The following is an 18,211-nucleotide window of genomic DNA, read 5'->3' as shown; positions in this document are numbered from 1 at the left end:
CACGTCCTTCACATGTCCTTCGCGCTCACTGCGCCACGGCAGGACGGGCCTCGCGGCGGCGGGCCCATTGTCGCGCTGCGTCACCGAGCGGCCAGACCAGCATCAGCAAGGCCAAACCGGTGATGCCGCCGACCAGGCCGTTGGACCAGAAGATGCTCAGCTCACCCTGGGACATCAGCATCGACTGGCGGAAATTCGCCTCGGCCTTGTCACCCAGCACCAGCGCCAGCACCAGCGGCGCCAGCGGGTACTTCAGTTTCTTGAACACATAGCCGAGCACACCAAAGACCAGCATCATGAAGACGTCGAACATCGCGCCATGCACGGTGTAGGCACCGATGGCGCAGGTGACGATGATGACCGGCGCGATGATGGCAAAGGGAATGCGCAGGATCGCGGCCCAGAACGGCACCGTCGTCAGCACCACCAACAGGCCGACGATATTGCTCAGGTACATCGAGGCAATCAGGCCCCAGACAAAATCCTTGTGCTCGGTAAACAGCATGGGGCCAGGCTGAAGGCCCCAGATCACCAGCCCACCGAGCAGCACGGCGGCGGTCGGCGAGCCGGGGATGCCCAGGGTCAACATGGGCAACAGGGCCGAGGTGCCTGCCGCATGGGCGGCCGTTTCCGGTGCGACCACGCCAGCCAACTCGCCCTGGCCAAACCGCTCGGGATGTTCGGACATCCGCCGAGCCACGCCATAGCTCATGAAGGACGCAGGCGTGGCACCGCCGGGCGTGATGCCCATCCAGCAGCCGATCGCCATCGAACGCAAGAATGTTTTCCAGTGGCGCAGCAGCTCCACCCAGGTCTGCCAGACGATTCTCGGGCTGATGCGTGCGCTCTTGCCCTTGAAGGCCAGGCCCTCCTCCATCGTCAGCAAGATCTCGCCGATGCCGAACAGGCCGATCACCGCAATCAGGAAATCGAAGCCCTTGAGCAACTCGGCAAAGCCGTAGGTCATGCGCAGCTGGCCGGTCATATCGTCCATGCCCACGGTGGCCAGCGCGAAGCCCAGCAACATCGAGATCATCGTCTTGGCCGGCGCTTCCTTGCTCATGCCGACAAAACTGCAGAAGGTCAGCAGTTGCACCGCAAACAGCTCGGCCGGGCCGAAGCGCAACGCGAAGCGGGCCAGCAGCGGCGCCAGGAAGGTGATCAGTGCGGTGGCGAACAGCGCGCCGACGAAGGACGAGGTGAAAGCCGCCGTCAACGCCTGCGCCGCCTGGCCGCGCTGCGCCATGGGATAGCCATCAAAGGTGGTGGCCACCGACCAGGGCTCGCCCGGGATGTTGAAAAGGATGGAGGTGATCGCCCCGCCGAACAGTGCACCCCAGTAGATGCAGGACAGCATGATGATAGCCGTGGTCGGGTCCATCGAGAAGGTCAGCGGCAGCAGGATGGCGACGCCGTTGGCGCCGCCCAAGCCGGGCAGCACGCCGATCAGCACGCCGAGCAGGATGCCGATCAGCATATAGGCCAGATTCGGCAGCGTGGCCGCGACGGCGAAGCCGTGCAAGAGGTTGTTCAGATCGTCCACATCAGTCTCCCTGCACCGCGCTCAGAAACCCAGCCAATGCTCGATTGGCCCCTTGGGCAGGGGCTGGGTGAACCAGCGCTCAAAGACAATGAAGACCAGCATGCTGACGCCGACCGACACGCTCGCCACGCTCCACCAGCGGTAGCCACGGTTGCGCCACATGAACCAGGCAATCAGCAGCGCCGAGGGCAGGTAGATGCCCAGCCAGGGGATCAGGCAAACATAGACGGCGGTGGGCAGCAGCACCGCGGCCACATCGCGCAGCTGGCCATGCTCGGCAAACAGCGTTCGCGTGCGCCGCCAGGCCAGCAGCTGTTGCACAGCCACCCAGGCGCTGCAGACCGCCAGACCGATGCCGATGCGGAATGGGAAATAGCCCGAGCGCGGGCCGTCATCGGCCCAGCCTATGCCCAGACGCAGGCTGTCGCTGATCAGCAGCAAGGCCCCGGCCACCAACAGCAGGGCCAGCAGCAACTCCACCCAACGCAGCGGCAAACCCGCTTGTTCTTCTTGATTCTGCATATGGCCCTCCCAGGCTCAGGCGAACTGGCGCCGCATCGGCGCCCCGGCTCATTTCGCGATGAATCCGGCTTCCTTCATCAGCACACGATGCATTTGCTCGTTCTTGCCCAGCCAGTCGACGAAGGCCTCGCCCTGCAGCGCGGTCTGCCTGAACGCGCCCTTGGCCATGAACTCCTTCCACTCGGGCAACTGGCGCAGCTTGGCGACCAGATCCAGGTAGAAGGCTGTCTGCTCGGCCGTCACGCCCGGTGCCATGAAGATGCCGCGCAGCATCAAGTAGCTGACCGGAATGCCTTGCGAAGCGCAGGTTGGCAGGTCGGCCCAGCTCTGCGTGGCGGTGACCTTGTCCGGATAGGGCATCCGTTGATCGTCAAACACGCACAGCGCGCGCAGCTGCTTGGAGCGCCAATGCGACTCGGCCTCGATCGGGTTGTTGACGGTCGAGTCGACATGCTTGCCGACCAGTTGCACCGCCACATCGCCACCGCCCTTGTAGGGGATGTAGATCATCTTCTTGCCGGCCGCTTTCTCCAGCATCACGGTGATGATCTGATCTTCCTGCTTGGAGCCGGTGCCGCCCATCTTGAAGGCATTCGCCGGCTGGCTCTTGATCGCGTTGAAGTAATCCTTGGCGCTCTTGTACGGCGTGTCCTCATGGACCCAGAGCACGAACTGATCGAGCGCCAGCATGGAGACCGGCGTCAGGTCACGCCAGTTGAAAGGCACGCCAGTGGCCATCGGCGTGGTGAAGAGATTGGACAGGGTGATGACCAGCTTGTGCGGATTGCCCTTGTCGTTCTTCACATCGAGAAAGCCCTCGGCGCCTGCGCCGCCGGACTTGTTGACAACGACGATGGGTTGCGGGCTCAGCTGGTGCTTGGCCACCATGCCCTGGATGAAACGCGCCATCTGATCGGCACCGCCGCCGGTGCCGGCCGGCACCACGAATTCAATCGGCTTGCTCGGCTGCCAGGGCGCGGCCTGCACCGCCTGGGCCAGCCAGGCGCTGCCCAGGGCCAGCGCCAGAGCGGCGCGGCGGCCAAGGGTGGAAACGGTCTTCTTGCTCTTCATCGTCAACACGGGTCTGTCCCTCCAAACAAAGCTTTGTGATGCTGCAGCGCTTGAGCTGGCCGCTGATTCAACCCGTCAGGCCGAGCTTCTGCGCCAGGCCGATGCGCTGCAATTTGCCGGTCGCGCCCTTGGGGATCTCGTCCATGAAGAGCAGCTTCTTGGGCACCTTGAAATCAGCCAGGCGCTGGGCCACGAAGTCCTGCAGCTCGCGTTCGCTGGCTTGCTGCCCATCGCGCAGCACGACCACCGCAGCGACTTCCTCGCCCAGCTTGGCATGCGGCATGCCGAAGCAGACCACCTGGGCCACCGCCGGGTGGTCCATCAAGACCTCGTCCACCTCGCGTGGGCTGATCTTCTCGCCACCGCGGTTGATGATTTCCTTCAGCCGGCCGGTGATGCTGATATAGCCCTCGGCATCCATCTGCCCCTGGTCGCCGGTGCGGAACCAGCCATGGCTGAAGGCCTCGGCATTGGCGCTGGGATTGCTTTCATAGCCGGCCGTGACATTGGCGCCGCGAATGACGATCTCGCCGGTTTCGCCGGCCGCCAGCAGTGCCCCGTTCGTGTCCATGATGGCCACCTCGGGCCCGGCCGCCAGGCCCACGGTGCCCGGCTTGCGGGTACGCGGCGGAAAGGGGTTGCTGGCCATCTGGTGGGTGGCCTCGGTCATGCCATAGGCCTCGATCAGCGGGGCGCCAAACACCTGCTCCAGCTCGGCAATCACCTGCGGTGGCATCGACGAGGACGAGGAGCGCATGAAGCGCAGCGGATGGCGGGCAATCACCTCGGCGTTCTTGCTGGCGCGCGAGAGGATGGCCTGATGCATGGTTGGCACGGCGGTGTACCAGCTCGGTTTGGCCTCATCCATCCAGGCAAAGAACTTCAGCGCATTGAAGCCCGGCGTGCAGAAAACCTGCGAGCCGGCCGACAGCGGCGCCAGCACGCCGGCAATCAGGCCGTGGATATGGAACAGCGGCATGATGTTCAGGCCGCAATCAGCGGCCGTGAACTGCAGGCTCTGGCGGATATTGCGTGCCGAGGCGCAAAGATTGCGCTGCGACAGTGGCACGATCTTGGGCCGCGAGGTCGTGCCCGAGGTATGCAGCACCATGGACACGTCATCGGGCTGGGCGTAGCCGCCGGCAGTGGCTGGGGCAGTGGCTTGCGGCGAGCGCTCCTCCAGTGTGAACAAGCCGGACGGCGCGCCCTCGGCCACCACCAGATCCAGCACCCGCACGCCCAGCTTCTCGGCCACCGCGATGGCCGGCGAACTGCTGCCGCGCTCGACGATCAGGGCGCGGGCGTTCAGGTCGCCGAGATAGAACTCGAACTCGTCGGCCCGGTAGGCCGGATTCAGCGGTGCGGCGGCCACGCCGCAGGCGCAGGCCAGAAAGCAGCTCGCCATTTCCGGGCCATTGGCCAGCACCAGGGCCACCCGCTCGTTGCGGCCTATGCCCAGCGCATTGAGTCGCGCCACCGTACCGGCCACCAGCTGGCGCAGGCCCGCGTGCCTGAGCGCGGGGCGATCGGGCGCACGCAAGGCGATGGCGTGATCATCAGCCGCCTGCAGCAGCCCGAACAGGGAATCCTCTGACATTGCCCACTCCTACAAACCCAGCCAGGCGCCCAGCTTCAGCAGCGCGGCCTGGTCGTACAACTCGAAGCCCTTCCACTTGGTGGGCTCCAGCTTCTTCTTGCCTTCGTCGCTGCCATCCAGGCCCACCAGATAGGCCTGCACCTTTTCGAACTGCTCGGCGCTGAGCGCCGGGCTGGCGATGATGTGCTTGATCGGCACCGCGGTCGAGCTGGCCATGACACGACCACCCTTGGCCTGCCAGTCCTTGATCACCGCCGAGGCCGCCGTCACGCCGACATGGGTCAGCCGATTCTCGACAAAGAAGGGTACCGCGTCCTGATAACGGGTATAGGTAATGACCGCGGGCACGATGGGCACACCGGCGTCGCGCAGCGTCGCACGCATCATCACCGCGGTGATCGAATCTTCGTCCGGAGCACCGATTCGCAAACCCTTGAGCTCGGCCAGAGCCTTCAGCGGCGAATCGGCGCGCACCAGAAAGCTGGCCTTGTAGCCGGTGAAGCCCTTGGTCACGGCCACCAGTCGGTAATCGGACTGCTTGATGGCCTGGATCGACACATGAGCCGGATGCACCAGCGCCAGCTCCCAACGGTGCTCCGCCAGCCCAGCCCGCAGCGTCCGGTAGTCGCCCACCGGTTCGATGCTGACGCTCTGGTGCAACAGCTTGCTGAGGTCGGCCGCAATGGCCTCATAGCGGGCACGGATCTCCGACAGAGGCACCCGGTAGGTCACGCCTTCGTTGACGGCCAGCACCAAGGCCTGCGCGCTGCCGACTCCAAGTGCCAGGCTGATCAGGCAAGACCTGACCCCTATCCGAATTACTGCTGAGAATCCCATTTTTCTTGTATCCGCTGGTTCAGGGATGCGTTGTCCCTGTCCGGTCTTGTTCCTGTCACGGGAACAGCCGCTACTCCACTGCATGCCGTGAATGGTCGGCGATTGTGACGTCAGAGGTGCGACAAATCTGTAACAAGTCCACCAAGCTGAAAGCTCCTACAGCTAGGGAAAACACTTGCGTGAATAACGCACGAATGCATTGCACGAGGAAAAACGCCCGCCGTGGCGCCGCTCGGGGCGAGCGGTCCGTCGGCGGGCGGGAGACTGCCTGGCGGCAGGCCGTTTACTTGTTCAGGTAGTCAAAGAAGGCACGGGCATTGCTGTCGCGGCCGAGGAAGTCGCGCACCAGCTCGGGCGCCGGCTTCTGGCTGCCCTGGGCCAGCACCTTGTTGCGATAGGCACTGCCGACCTTGGCATCGAGCTTGTCGGCCGCGAAGGCGGTACGCAGATCCATGGCCACGACCAGGCTCCACAGATAGCCGTAATAGCCCGAGCCATAGCCGCCGGCGATATGAGCAAAGCCGGCCGGGAACTTGGTGCCAGGCACATAGCCCAGCGGCGTATCGCCCTCCATCTTGGCCCACAGGGCCAGCGGATCGGGCACCACCGGACCGTGCAGGGCCAGGTCGTAGCCGGCATAGAGATGCTGGCGGCCGTACTTGCTGCCCTTGGCAAACTCGCGGGCGGCAATGGCCTTGTCCAGCAGCGCATCAGGCACCGGCTTGCAGTCGGCGCAGACCTCCTGCATCAGGCCCAGCACCTTGCGGTCATAGACCCAGTCTTCCAGCATCTGCGAGGGCGCCTCGACGAAGTCCATCATCACGCTGGTGCCGCCCTGCAGCGCATAGCGGGTGTTGGACAGATTGTTGTGCACCGCATGGCCCAGCTCATGCAGCAAGGTCTCGACCTCATCCAGCGTCAGGCCCTTGCGATTGAAGTTCACCACCAGCGCGGCCGTCGGCGTGCGGCCGATGCGGGTGGCGCTGGAGCGCAGCGGCCAGACCGCCGCATGGTTGTACTTGCCCTCGCGCGGGAACAGATCGACATACAGCGTCGCCAGCGGCTTGCCGGTGGCCGCGTCGCTGACCGCATAGGCCTGCGCCTCCTCATGCCAGAGTTCGGCCGGCAGGCGGCTGTAGCGCACGCCCATCAGCTTCTCGATCACATGCATCGCGAACTGCAGGCTGTGCTGGGCCGGGAAGTACTCGCGAAAAGCCTCCTGGTCGACGCTGTAGCGCGCCTGGCGGATCCGTTCGGCATAGAAGCTGGCATCCCAGCGTTCAACGCGGGTGTCGGCCAGCGGCGTGCCCAGGTGCTTGGCCTTGGCCTCACGCAGCTGTTCCAGATCGAGCTTCTCGCGCTCGGTGACGCTGCTCTTGACCGAGTCGAGGAACTTGGTCGCCGTGGCGGCGTTCTTGGCCATGCGGCGGCGCAGGCTGAAGTCCACATAATTGCTGAAGCCGAACAGCTGCGCGTACTCATGGCGCAACTCGGCAATGCGGGCCAGCAGTTTCAGATTGGCATCGCCGCCCTCGTTGGTCTTGGCGCGCCACATCCGCTCGCGGGCGGCGCCCTCCTCGGCACTCTGCAGCACCGGTCCCATGCTGGGGTAATCGACGCCCAGCACGATCTGCCCCTGCTCATTGCGCGGCGCGTTTTTCCAGACGCCCTCGGGCACGCCCTTCAACTCCGCCTCGCTGAAGACCACCTTCACATTGGCATCACGGATGTTCTTGTTGAACTGCTGGTCCAGCTCGACCAGCGTATCGAGGATCTGCTTGGCGCGCGCGCGCTTGGCCGGCGGTAGGGCCACACCGCTGTCTTCGAAGCCGCCCAGCGAAACCCGCTGCAGCTCGCGATCGATCGCATCGGGCGTGGGCACGCGCTTCAGCGCATTGAAGAGGCGCTCGTTCTGATTGAAGCTGGAATTGAAATCGGCCCAGCGCATCGAGCAGGCCTGAGCGGCGTCACGCGCGGCCTTGTCGGGATGGACATTGAGCACGAAGTCGACCGGCCCCTGGGTGTCTTCAACAAAGGCGGCGTAGTCGTCGTAGGCAGCCAGCCAGCCCAGATCGATCTTGCGCCGTTCCAGCTCGGCCACGCGCTTCTTGGCGGCCAGCAGGCCGGCATCGCAAACACTCTTGATCTGCGCCGCGCTCTTGAGCTGCGGGAAAGCTGGCCCGGGCAGGCTCGTGGGCTCGGCGCCCGCGCCTGGGCCAAAGGCGGCCAGGGCCAGAAAACTCAGCACCGCGCCGGTGATCTTGTAGGTCTTGCTCTTCATTGCATCTCCAGGTCGAGAGCCCGCGCAGCATCTCAGCAGCGGGCGGCGCGGCGATTGTCCATCGCCATGCCCCCCCTGCCAAAGGATCAGGGCGCAGGGTCTACCCGGAGTGCCGCCCGGCACCCCGCCCGGCTCAGGCCGGCGCGAGCAGATCGCGGATCTGCTGCAAGGCGCTGGGGTCTTCGATGGTGGTCAGATCGCCGGGGTCGCGCTGCTCGCAGACCGCCTGGATGGCGCGGCGCAAGAGCTTGCCCGAGCGCGTCTTGGGCAGCACGCTGACGAAGCGCACCCGTGCCGGCCGGGCCACCGCACCGAGTTGCTCGTCGACCCGCTTCATGATCTCGCCCTCCTGCTGCAGCGCGCCGTCCGGCGTGGCGGCACGGCTGGCATCCTTCAGCACGGCAAAGGCCATCGCGACCTGGCCCTTCAGCTGATCGGCCACGCCCACGACGGCCACCTCGGCGACATTCGGATGGCTGGCAATGCTTTCCTCGATCTCGCGCGTGCCCAGCCGGTGGCCGGCCACATTGATCACGTCGTCGGTGCGGCCGAGGATGAAGTAGTAGCCGTCCTCATCGCGTATGCCCCAGTCAAAGGTCGAGTAGACCAGTTTGTCCGGAATGCTGCTCCAGTAGGTGTTGACGAAGCGGGCATCGTCGCCCCAGACCGTCTGCAGGCAGCCCGGTGGAAGCGGGCCCTCGATGGCCAGCACGCCCTTCTGATTGGCGCCCAGCAGTTCCTCGCCGGTGCTCTCATTGAGCAGCTTGACGCGGTAGCCATACATGGCCATGCCCGGTGAGCCAAAACGCGAGGCCTTCTTCTCGACGCCGTTGGCGACCGAGAGAATCGGCCAGCCGGTCTCGGTCTGCCAGTAGTTGTCGATGATGGGCCGGCCCAGCGCCTCGGCGATCCAGCGCGCGGTCGGCTCGTCCAGCGGCTCGCCGGCCAGGAACAGAGCCTTCAGCGAGCTGAGGTCGTACTTGCTCAGATAGGCCGGGTCCTGCTTCTTCAGCACCCGCACCGCCGTCGGCGCGCTGAACATCACGCTGACCCTGTACTTCTCGACCAGGCTCCACCAGATGCCGGCATCGGGTCGGGTTGGCAAGCCCTCGTACATGATGGTCGCCATGCCGGCCAGCAGCGGGCCGTAGATGATGTAGCTGTGGCCGACCACCCAGCCGATGTCGCTGGTTGAGAAATAGGTTTCGCCGGCCTCGCCGCAGTAGATGTGCTTCATGCTGGCCGCCAGCGCCACCGCATAGCCGCCGGTATCGCGCTGCACGCCCTTGGGCTTGCCGGTGGTGCCGCTGGTGTAGAGCGTGTAACTGGGCGTGTTCGATTCCAGCCAGACGCAATCGACCCGCGCCTCCCCGTGCTGCTGGCGCAGCGCCGCATAGTCCAGATCGCGCCCGGCCACCCGCTCGAACGGCGCCAGGCCGCGGTCGACCATCAGCACCGCCGAAGGCTTGTGGCTGGCGAGTTGTATCGCTTCGTCCAGCAAATGCTTGTAGGGCACGACCTTGCCCGAGCGGCTGCCGGCATCGGCGCTGACGATCAGCTTGGGTGCGGCGTCGTCGATGCGGCTGGCCAGCGACACGCTGGCAAAGCCGCCGAACACCACCGAGTGGATGGCACCGATCCGCGCACAGGCCAGCATCGCAAAGGCGGCCTCGGGAATCATGGGCATATAGATCAGCACCCGGTCGCCCTGGCCCACACCCTGAGCCAGCAGCATGGCGGCCATGGTCTCGACCTCGCGCTGCAACTCGCTGAAGCTGTAGATGCGCTCCTGCTCGGTCTCGGTGCTGACCCAGATCAACGCGTTCTGCGCACCACGATCACGGGCGTGGCGGTCGACCGCGTTGTGGCAGAGATTGGTCGTGCCGCCGACAAACCAGCGCGCGAACGGCGGCCGGCTGTAGTCGCAGATCTGCTGCGGCTGGCTGTTCCATTCGATCAGGGCCGCCTGCTCGGCCCAGAAAGTGTCTCGCTCATCGATCGAGCGACGGTAGAACTCGGCGTAGCTGCTGGACGGCATGGACATGGGCAAAAGCTCCTGCGAATAGACGAAAGCAATTGCCACGCATTTCAAGTCCAGGGTCTGACGGCAGACTGACCCGCCGCGCCCGCCCGTTGACTCGCTCACGCTTTCTTGCGCCAGCACAAGCCCGCAAGCCCCTGAACAGGGGCTGGCGCCCGCGGCTGTGTTCCAATAAGGGTTAACACTGAACCACGGACTGCACTTGCCCCCGCGCAAACCCGCAGTCCCCGCCGAAACCTGCGCCCCTGAGACCGTCCGCGGCTCGGGCAAACCCGGAATTTGCCATCGCTTTGCTTGACACCCGCAAGACCCGCTCCTTAAGCTGCGCGGCCGACCTCAAGTCCTCCATGCCCGCAGCCCGCTCCCCCCGCCCTCGCTCATTTCGCCGCCAGACCCTGGCTGCCGCGTTGAGCCTGTGCCTGGGCGCCGGACTGGGGTTTTCGGGTGCGGCCGAGGCGCAGCAGAACAAGCTGACGCCGCCACCGGGCACGATGACTGGCGCTTACGGCCAGAGCCTGCAAAGTGCCCCAACGCCGGCGACCGCAGCGGCCAGCGCCGTGCAGCCAGCGGCTCAGGCAACACCTGACCCCGCGACGACCAGCACGCTGGCCAGCGATCCGGTCTCGCGCTTCCTGCAGGAGCGCGGCTTGCTGAAGTCCGGCGAGTCCCGGCTGCTCAGCCAGGTGCGTGACACCGCCTCGGATCTGGTGATGTCGGCAATGAATTTCCTCGGCGTGCCCTACAAGCGCGGCGGCAATTCGCTGGAGAGCGGCTTCGACTGCAGCGGCTTCACCCGCCACATCTTCGAGATGAGCGTGGGCATGGTGCTGCCGCACCGCGCCGATGAACAGGCCAAGCTGAGCAGCCTGCTGCCGATCAAGCAGGAAGAACTCAAGCCCGGCGATCTGGTCTTCTTCAACACGATGAAGCGGACCTTCTCTCATGTGGGCATCTACGTCGGCGACGGCAAGTTCATCCACTCGCCGCGGGTCGGCAGTGCGGTGCGCGTTGAGGACATGCGCGAAGCCTATTGGGCCAAGCGCTTCACCGGCGCCCGCCGCGCCGATCTGAACGGCGGCGACGCCGACGGCCGCGGCGCCACGGCACTGCGCTGAAATGAAAACAGCGCCGAACCAGCGGCGCTGTTGAGCACTCATTGAACCGTCTTGGCGCAGCGCCTGCCACGCAGACGCCGCCCAAGCCGGCCCGCTTACTTGCCGTTGGGCACCTTGCCCTCGACACCCTTCACGTAGAAGTTGATGCCCGACAGGAATTTGTCGTCGGCCGTCTCATCCTTCTTCAGCACATCCTTGCCGTCCTGGCCGACGATCGGGCCCTTCCAGACCGCGAAGCTGCCGTCGGCCAGACCGGCCTTGACCTTCCAGACGCGCTCCTTGACCTCGGCCGGCACGGCATCGTTGATCGAGACCAGATCGATCGCGCCTTCCTTGACGCCCCACCAGCTGTGCTGCTTGCCGCTCCACTTGCCTTCGAGCGCGTCGCGCACCGCCTTGCTGTAGTACGGCGCCCAGTTGATCACTGCCGAGGCGAGGTGGGCATTCGGCGCGTAATGCTTCATGTCGGAGTCCCAGCCGAAGGCGAACTTCTTGTTCTTCTCGGCGGTCTGCAGCACGGCGCTGGAGTCGGTGTTCTGCATCAGCACATCGGCGCCACCATCGATCAGCGACTGGGCCGCCTCGGTTTCCTTGGGCGGGTTGAACCATTCATTGACCCAGACCACCTTGACCTTGACCTTGGGGTTGCTGGTCTGCGCACCGAGCGTGAAGCTGTTGATATTGCGAATCACCTCAGGGATGGGGATGGAGCCGACGACACCCAGCGTGCCGCTCTTGCTCATCGCGCCGGCGATCACACCGGCCATATAGGCGCACTCGTAGGTGCGCGAGTCGTAGGTGCGCATGTTCTCGGCCTGCTTGTAGCCGGTCGCATGCTCAAACTTGACGTTGGGCGTATCGGCGGCCACCTTGAGCATCGGCTCCATGTAACCGAAGGTGGTGCCGAAGACCAGCGTGTTGCCCTGGCCGACCATATCGCGAAAGACCCGCTCGGCATCGGCCGCCTCGGGCACCTTCTCGACAAAGCTGGTGACGATCTTGTCGCCGAATTCCTTCTCGATCGCCTTGCGGGCGTTGTCGTGAGCGTAGGTCCAGCCGCCATCGCCGACCGGGCCGACATAGGCAAACGCCACCTTCAGCGGTTCAGGCTTGGCGGCGACGGCGCTGCCCGATGCGGCCGGTGCCGCGGGGCTCGTAGCGCCCTCGCCCTCCTTCTTGCCGCAGCCCGCCAGGGCAGCAGCCAGGGCCAGGCTGGACCAGCCGGCAAGTTTGAGCAGATCGCGTTTGCTTGAGCGTTGCATGGGAACTCCTGGTTTGAAGGTGGGGCACAGGCCTCGGCAGGCATTTTCAACTGCCCGGGTAGAAAGGCTTGCCCAAAGAGGCCGGCATATTGGCACGGATGAAGCTGGCGTTGCTGGAGATCAACACCAGCACCGTGATCGTGGCCAGGTAGGGCAGCATGCTGAGCAACTGGCTGGCGATCTGTACGCCCTGCCCCTGCAGATGGAACTGCAGCATGGTCACGCCACCGAACAGATAGGCGCCCAGCAGCACGCGGGCCGGCCGCCAGGTGGCAAAGGTGGTCAGCGCCAGCGCGATCCAGCCCTTGCCAGCGATCATGCCCTCGACCCACAGCGGCGTGTAGATCACCGACACATAGGCGCCCGCCAGCCCGCACAGCGCGCCACCGGCCATCACCGCCAGCAGCCGGATGCGCCGCACCGGATACCCGAGCGCATGGGCCGATTCCGGCGACTCGCCGACGGCGCGCAGCACCAGGCCGGCGCGCGAACGGTAGAGAAACCAGCTCAGGCCCAAGGCCAGCGCCATCGCCAGATAGACCAATGGATGCTGGCGGAACAGCGCCGGGCCGATGAAGGGAATGTCGGCCAGACCCGGCAGCGCAAAGCTCGGCCGCGGGCCCAGCTGGCGCTGGGTGTAGCTGATGCCGACAAAGGCCGAGAAGCCGCTGCCGAACAGGCTCAGCGCCAGGCCGGCAGCGTACTGGTTGGTGTTCAGCCAGATCACCAGGCCGCCAAAGGCCGCCGCCATCAGCGCGCCGGCGCCCATGCCGGCGGCAAAGGCCAGCCAGTCACTGCCGCTGTGCACGGCAGTGGCAAAGCCGGCAATGGCGGCCACCAGCATCATGCCCTCGGCGCCCAGATTGACGATGCCGGCCCGCTCGTTGATCAGCAGCCCGAGCGCAGCAATCGCCAGCAGCGTCCCGGCGTTCAAGGTCGCGGCCAGCAGCAGTGCCAAAGCGTTCATGTCCATGGGCGATGTCCCGCTCAGGCCGCTCGCGCCGCAGCGCGACGCAGCCGGTAGTGAATCAAGGTGTCGGCGGCCAGCAGCGCAAACAGCAGCAGACCCTGGAACACCCCGGTGATGGACTTGGGCAGGCCCAGCCGCGATTGCGCCAGCTCACCACCGATATAGAACATGCTCATCAGCAGCCCCGAGAAGACGATGCCCACCGGATGCAGCCGACCGACGAAGGCGACGATGATGGCCGCGAACCCATAGCCGGCCGGCACATGCGGGCTCAGCTGGCCCAGCGGACCGGCCGCCTCCAGCGCGCCGGCCAGGCCGGCCATCGCGCCGGAGAGCAGCAGCGCCGTCCAGAGCGCGCGCCGCGACGAAAACCCGGCATAGCGCGCCGCCGCCGGCGCCATGCCGCCCACCTGCAGCGCATAGCCGGCATAGCTGCGGAACAGCAGCACCCAGAAGGCCAGCACCGCGCCCAGGGCGATCAGCACGCCGATATTGACCCGCCAGCCCTCGAACAGCCGCGGCACCTTGGTGACCGCCAGGAAGCTGATGGTCTGCGGAAAGTTGTAGCCGGCCGGGTCTTTCCAAGGGCCGTAGACCAGATAGCCCAGCACCAGCTCGGCCACATAGACCAGCATCAGGCTGACCAGGATCTCGTTGGCATTGAAGCGGTCGCGCAGCCAGGCCGTCAGCCCCGCCCAGGCCATGCCGCCGGCCATGCCGGCCAGCAGGATCGGCAACACGATGCTGCGGCCGCTGCCGGCATCGGCCTGCATGGCCACCCAGCCGCCGGCCAGGGCGCCGACGATGAACTGCCCCTCGGCGCCGATATTCCAGACATTGGCGCGAAAGCAGGTGGCCAGCCCGAGCGCGATCAGCACCAGCGGTGTGGCCTTCAGCCCCAGCTCGCTCCAGGCATAGGCGCTCTTGATCGGTTCCCAGAAAAACATCTGCAGGCCGCGCAGCGGGTCCTTGCCCAGCAGCATGAACAGCGCAATGCCCAGCACCACCGTCAGCGCCAGGGCCAGCAGCGGCGACAGCAGGGCCATCAGCCGCGAGGGCTCGGGCCGCATCTCAAGCCGCAGCATGGGCGCCCTCCTCGCTCAGTGTCTCGTTCACTGCCTCATTCCACAGGCCCGACATCCAGCTGCCGATCAGCGCCACCGTGGCCTCGCTGCACGCGATCGGCGGCGACAAGCGCCCCTGGGCCATCACGACCAGGCGGTCAGAAATCTCGAACAATTCATCCAACTCCTCGCTGAACACCAGCACGGCGCAGCCGGCATCGCGCAGCTTGAGCAACTCGCCGCGGATCTGCGCCGCCGCGCCCACATCCACCCCCCAGGTCGGCTGGGCAATGATCAGCACCTTGGGCTTGGCATCGATCTCGCGGCCGACCAGGAACTTCTGCAGATTGCCGCCCGACAGGCTCTTGGCCGCCGCCCCGGCGCCGCCGCAGCGCACCTGATAGCGGGCGATCAGTTCCTCGGCCAGGCGGCGCACCCGGCCCTGCTGAATCCAGCCGCCGCGGCCGACGGCCTCGGTGCGTGTCAGCAAGGTGTTAGCGGCCAGCGACAGCGTCGGCACCGCCCCACGGCCGAGCCGCTCCTCGGGCACGAAATGCAGGCCCAGCTTGCGCCGCCGGCGCGGGCTGGCACGGGCGATGTCGGCGCCAAACAGGCGCACCGAGGCGGCCGGCGCGCGCGCGTCTTCGCCCGACAGCGCGGCCATCAACTCCTGCTGGCCATTGCCGGACACCCCGGCCACGCCAACGATCTCGCCGGCATGCAGGCGCAGCGCAATGTCCTTGAGCGCCGTGCCAAAGGGCGTGGCCTGGGCCAGGCTGAGCCCTTGCAGCTCCAGCGCCAGCTCACCGGCCGCCCGGCTGCCGGCCTGCAAGCGAGGCGGCTCGGCACCAATCATCAGCCGCGACAGCGCGGCGTTGTCCACCGTGCGGGGATCGAGCTCGCCGGTGACGCGGCCGCCGCGCAGCACCGTGCAGTGCTCGCAGAGCTGGCGGATCTCGTCCAGCTTGTGGCTGATGTAGAGGATGGCGCAGCCCTGCGCGGCCAGCTGGCGCAGCGTCTTGAACAGCGTCTGCACCGCCTGCGGCGTCAGCACCGAGGTGGGCTCGTCAAGAATCAGCAGTTGCGGATTCGTCAGCAGCGCACGAATGATCTCGACCCGCTGGCGCTCGCCGACCGAGAGGCTGTGCACCGGCCGCAGCGGATCAACATCCAGTCCGTAACTCGCAGCCAGCTTGCGGATGCGGGCCGTCACCTCGGCCAGGCTCAGCGTCTTGTCCAGGCCCAGCCAGACGTTCTCGGCCGCCGTGAGCGTGTCGAACAGCGAGAAGTGCTGGTAGACCATGCTGATACCCAGGGCGCGGGCCTCGGCCGGGCTCTTCAGGCTGACCGGCTGGCCATTCCACAGCACGCGGCCGGCATCGGCCTGCACGGCGCCGTAGATGATCTTCATCAGCGTGGACTTGCCGGCTCCGTTTTCGCCCAGCACCGCATGGATCTGGCCCGGTGCCACCTGCAGGCTGACCGCATCATTGGCCTTGACGGCCGGGTATTGCTTGCTGATGCCTTGCAGTTCCAGTCGCAGTGCCATGCCGTGTCGTCTCGGGTGTTCTTGTGGGGGCTATCTCTGGTAGCGCTGGCGGCCGGCCACATAGCTGGCCACCAGATTGCGTTCGTCGGACAGGGTCATCCAGGCGAACACTTTCTCATGCAACTCACGTGCCACCTGGAAGCGGGCCTCGGCCACCGGCCCTTGTGCCCAGTCCCAGATGCAGACGTCGGCCAGTGTACCGACGCCAAAGTGGCCGATTTCCTGCTGCAAACCCAGGCCCTCGGCCGCGCCGCGGGTGGCCGCATGCAGGGCCGCCCAGGCGCTCAGGCGCTGGCCGGCCAGCGCCTGCACCTTGTAGCCGTCGGCCAGCGTGCGCTGCATCGACAGGCTGGTGCCGCCGCCCACATCGCTGGCCGCGCTGACCGCGAAGCCGGCCGCACGCGCCGCCACCCAGTCAAACAGGCCGCTGCCGAGGAACAGGTTCGACGAGGGGCAGAACGCCACCTGCGCACCGCTGGCGGCCAGCACGCGGCGGTCTTCATCGTCAAGCCAGATGCCATGGGCCAGCACCGCGCGCGGATGCAGCAGGCCTTCGCGGGCATAGACATCCAGATAGCTGCGTGCCTCGGGAAAGAGCTGGCGCACCCATTCGACCTCGCTGCGGTTCTCGGCCACATGGGTTTGCATATAGAGCGAGGCGTCGGCGCGGCACAGAGCACCCGCCATGGCCAGCTGGGCCGGCGTGCTGGTCGGCGCAAAGCGCACCGTCACCGCGTAGGCCAGGCGCTCGCGGCCATGGAAGCGGTCGATCAAGTCGATGCTGTCACGCTCGGCTTGGGCGACGTCGTCACACAGCGCCGGCGGCGCATGGCGGTCCATCAGCACCTTGCCGGCGATCAGGCGCATGCCGCGCGTGGCGGCAGCCTCGAACAAAGCCTCGGCCGAGACCTTGTGCACCGTCGGGAACACCACCGCCGAGGTCGTGCCATGGGCCAGCAAGGCATCAAGAAAGCGGGCGGCGCCGGCAGCGGCCACGGCCGGGTCGGCATAGCGCTGCTCGGCCGGGAAGGTGTAGGTGTTCAGCCAGTCCAGCAGCTCGGTGCCGTAGCTGGCAATCACGTCGAGCTGCGGGCAGTGCACATGGGTGTCGATGAAGCCGGGCAGGATCAGCCGGCCGCTGTGGTCCTGCTTGGTCCAGCTCTCGTCGGGCTCTTCTGCCTGCGTGCCGACGATGCGCCCGCCCTCGATCAAGAGCCAGCTCGCTGGCTGGAAGCGCACCGCGGCGCTATCGCGCTCGGCCCAGCCGGGTGTGCCGGTGAAATCGAGCAGATCGCCCTTCAGTGCAAGGCGGGACGGGGTGGCGGATGCAGTCACAACAGCTTTCAAGCAACGATTCAATGGATGGGTCAGGGTTTGAGCCGGGCGCTGGGTGGCGCCTCGCGCACCAGAGTGCGCGCGACCTCGCGCACCTGCTCGCGCAGCCAGCGCATCGGCGCGGCGTTCTGGCTCAGTTCATGCCAGAGCTGGTAATAGCTCAGCGTCGGGAAATTGATCGGGCAGCGCATCACCCGCACCGGCAGCTGATCGAGGTAGCGCGAGCAGAACAGCCGCCCGGTCGTCAAGACCAGCAGGCTGCGCGCCACCATCTGCGGCAGCTGGCCGAAATGGGCACTGCGCACGGCGATATCGCGCTTCAGGCCCTGCGAGGCCAGGTATTGGTCGATCACGCCGGGCTGCCCGGCGGACAAGGGCATGGGCGCCAGGTGTTGGCATTGCAGATAGCGCTCGGCCGTCCAGCCGCGGCCATTGGCGCGCGCCACCGGATGGTCTTCGCTCATCAGCACCACCACTTCATCGCTGAGCAATCGACCCAGGTGCAGCTCTTCGGGCGGCTGCAGCCAGTTACCGATGACCAGATCGACCTCGCCGCGGGCCAACGAGGCGCGGTAGTCGTACTCGGCCGACAGCGGCTGCAGATCCAGCCCCACCCCAGGCGCAAGGCGCTTCAGGTGAGCGACCAGCTCGGGCAGGAAGAGCGGATCAAGATAGTCGCTGGCGGCGATGCGAAAGCGCAGCGTGGCCGTGGCCGGGTCGAAACCGCTCTTGCGCTGGCGGCGGGCAAACAAGGCATCGGCCTCGCGAAGCAGCCGCTCGGCCGGCGCCTGCAGCTCCAGCGCCACCGCGGTGGGCGTCATGCCGCGGCCGCTGCGCACCAAGAGCGCGTCGCCAGTAAGGGCACGCAGGCGCCGCAGCTGACTGCTGACCGCAGGCTGCGTACTATCGAGGCGCAAGGCCGCCTTGGAAACACTGCGTTCGGCAATCAAGGTGTGCAGCACACGGACGAGTTGAAGCTCGATCTTGTCGAAATCGGTCTTGCTTGGCATACGCTGATGTTTAT

14 protein-coding genes are annotated in these 18,211 nt (G+C 66.2%); 1 reads left to right on the top strand and 13 read right to left on the bottom strand.

All coding sequences use genetic code 11. The features are described from left to right. Positions 1-25 precede the first annotated feature (25 nt). The 7 genes from RQP53_RS14015 to RQP53_RS13985 form a co-directional block, all read right to left on the bottom strand. On the bottom strand, positions 26-1,543 hold the full coding sequence (locus tag RQP53_RS14015; RefSeq protein WP_315650961.1) for a tripartite tricarboxylate transporter permease: 1,518 nt from the start codon (positions 1,541-1,543) through the stop codon (positions 26-28). Between the two features lie 21 nt (positions 1,544-1,564). After that, positions 1,565-2,065 (bottom strand): tripartite tricarboxylate transporter TctB family protein, encoded by a 501-nt coding sequence (locus RQP53_RS14010; protein ID WP_315650960.1) that lies wholly within the window; start codon positions 2,063-2,065, stop codon positions 1,565-1,567. A 48-nt stretch (positions 2,066-2,113) separates the two neighbouring features. After that, positions 2,114-3,136, bottom strand: coding sequence for a Bug family tripartite tricarboxylate transporter substrate binding protein (locus RQP53_RS14005; RefSeq protein ID WP_315650959.1), 1,023 nt, complete (start codon positions 3,134-3,136; stop codon positions 2,114-2,116). Between the two features lie 67 nt (positions 3,137-3,203). Further along, positions 3,204-4,733, bottom strand: coding sequence for an acyl--CoA ligase (locus RQP53_RS14000; RefSeq protein WP_315650958.1), 1,530 nt, complete (start codon positions 4,731-4,733; stop codon positions 3,204-3,206). Between the two features lie 9 nt (positions 4,734-4,742). Next, positions 4,743-5,570, bottom strand: a complete 828-nt coding sequence (locus RQP53_RS13995) for a phosphate/phosphite/phosphonate ABC transporter substrate-binding protein (RefSeq protein WP_315650957.1) — start codon at positions 5,568-5,570, stop codon at positions 4,743-4,745. A gap of 283 nt (positions 5,571-5,853) precedes the next feature. Beyond that, the gene (locus RQP53_RS13990; protein ID WP_315650956.1) at positions 5,854-7,851 is read right to left on the bottom strand and encodes a M3 family metallopeptidase; all 1,998 of its coding nucleotides are present in this window, start codon (positions 7,849-7,851) and stop codon (positions 5,854-5,856) included. 133 nt (positions 7,852-7,984) lie between these two features. Beyond that, positions 7,985-9,895, bottom strand: coding sequence for a propionate--CoA ligase (locus RQP53_RS13985; protein WP_315650955.1), 1,911 nt, complete (start codon positions 9,893-9,895; stop codon positions 7,985-7,987). 344 nt (positions 9,896-10,239) lie between these two features. Here RQP53_RS13985 and RQP53_RS13980 point away from each other — a divergent pair, with 344 nt between their 5' ends. Beyond that, a complete protein-coding gene (locus RQP53_RS13980) occupies positions 10,240-11,007 on the top strand; it encodes a C40 family peptidase (RefSeq protein ID WP_315650954.1) in 768 nt (255 codons plus the stop codon). A 95-nt stretch (positions 11,008-11,102) separates the two neighbouring features. Here RQP53_RS13980 and RQP53_RS13975 read toward each other — a convergent pair whose 3' ends face one another. The 6 genes from RQP53_RS13975 to RQP53_RS13950 are packed head-to-tail and all read right to left on the bottom strand — an operon-like array spanning position 11,103 to position 18,197. Next, positions 11,103-12,269, bottom strand: a complete 1,167-nt coding sequence (locus tag RQP53_RS13975) for a BMP family ABC transporter substrate-binding protein (RefSeq protein WP_315650953.1) — start codon at positions 12,267-12,269, stop codon at positions 11,103-11,105. A 46-nt stretch (positions 12,270-12,315) separates the two neighbouring features. Beyond that, on the bottom strand, positions 12,316-13,236 hold the full coding sequence (locus tag RQP53_RS13970; RefSeq protein WP_315651158.1) for an ABC transporter permease: 921 nt from the start codon (positions 13,234-13,236) through the stop codon (positions 12,316-12,318). A gap of 20 nt (positions 13,237-13,256) precedes the next feature. Beyond that, positions 13,257-14,324, bottom strand: coding sequence for an ABC transporter permease (locus RQP53_RS13965; RefSeq protein WP_315650952.1), 1,068 nt, complete (start codon positions 14,322-14,324; stop codon positions 13,257-13,259). Further along, positions 14,311-15,852: an ABC transporter ATP-binding protein gene (locus RQP53_RS13960; RefSeq protein WP_315650951.1), complete on the bottom strand. Its 1,542-nt coding sequence runs from the start codon at positions 15,850-15,852 to the stop codon at positions 14,311-14,313. The genes RQP53_RS13965 and RQP53_RS13960 overlap by 14 nt, the downstream gene beginning before the upstream one ends. A 30-nt stretch (positions 15,853-15,882) precedes the next feature. Further along, entirely contained in the window at positions 15,883-17,187 is a 1,305-nt protein-coding gene (gene guaD / locus RQP53_RS13955; protein ID WP_315650949.1) for a guanine deaminase, read from the bottom strand. A gap of 32 nt (positions 17,188-17,219) precedes the next feature. Further along, complete coding sequence (locus RQP53_RS13950; RefSeq protein WP_315650948.1) at positions 17,220-18,197, bottom strand: LysR family transcriptional regulator; 978 nt, start codon at positions 18,195-18,197, stop codon at positions 17,220-17,222. Between the last annotated feature and the right edge of the window lie 14 nt (positions 18,198-18,211).

Origin of the sequence: Roseateles aquae (assembly GCF_032337115.1) — a bacterium.
Taxonomy (GTDB): Bacteria; Pseudomonadota; Gammaproteobacteria; order Burkholderiales; family Burkholderiaceae_C; genus Roseateles_C; species Roseateles_C aquae.
The sequence above is the reverse complement of the archived record's forward strand: the minus strand, read 5'-3'. Positions and strand labels throughout refer to the sequence as shown.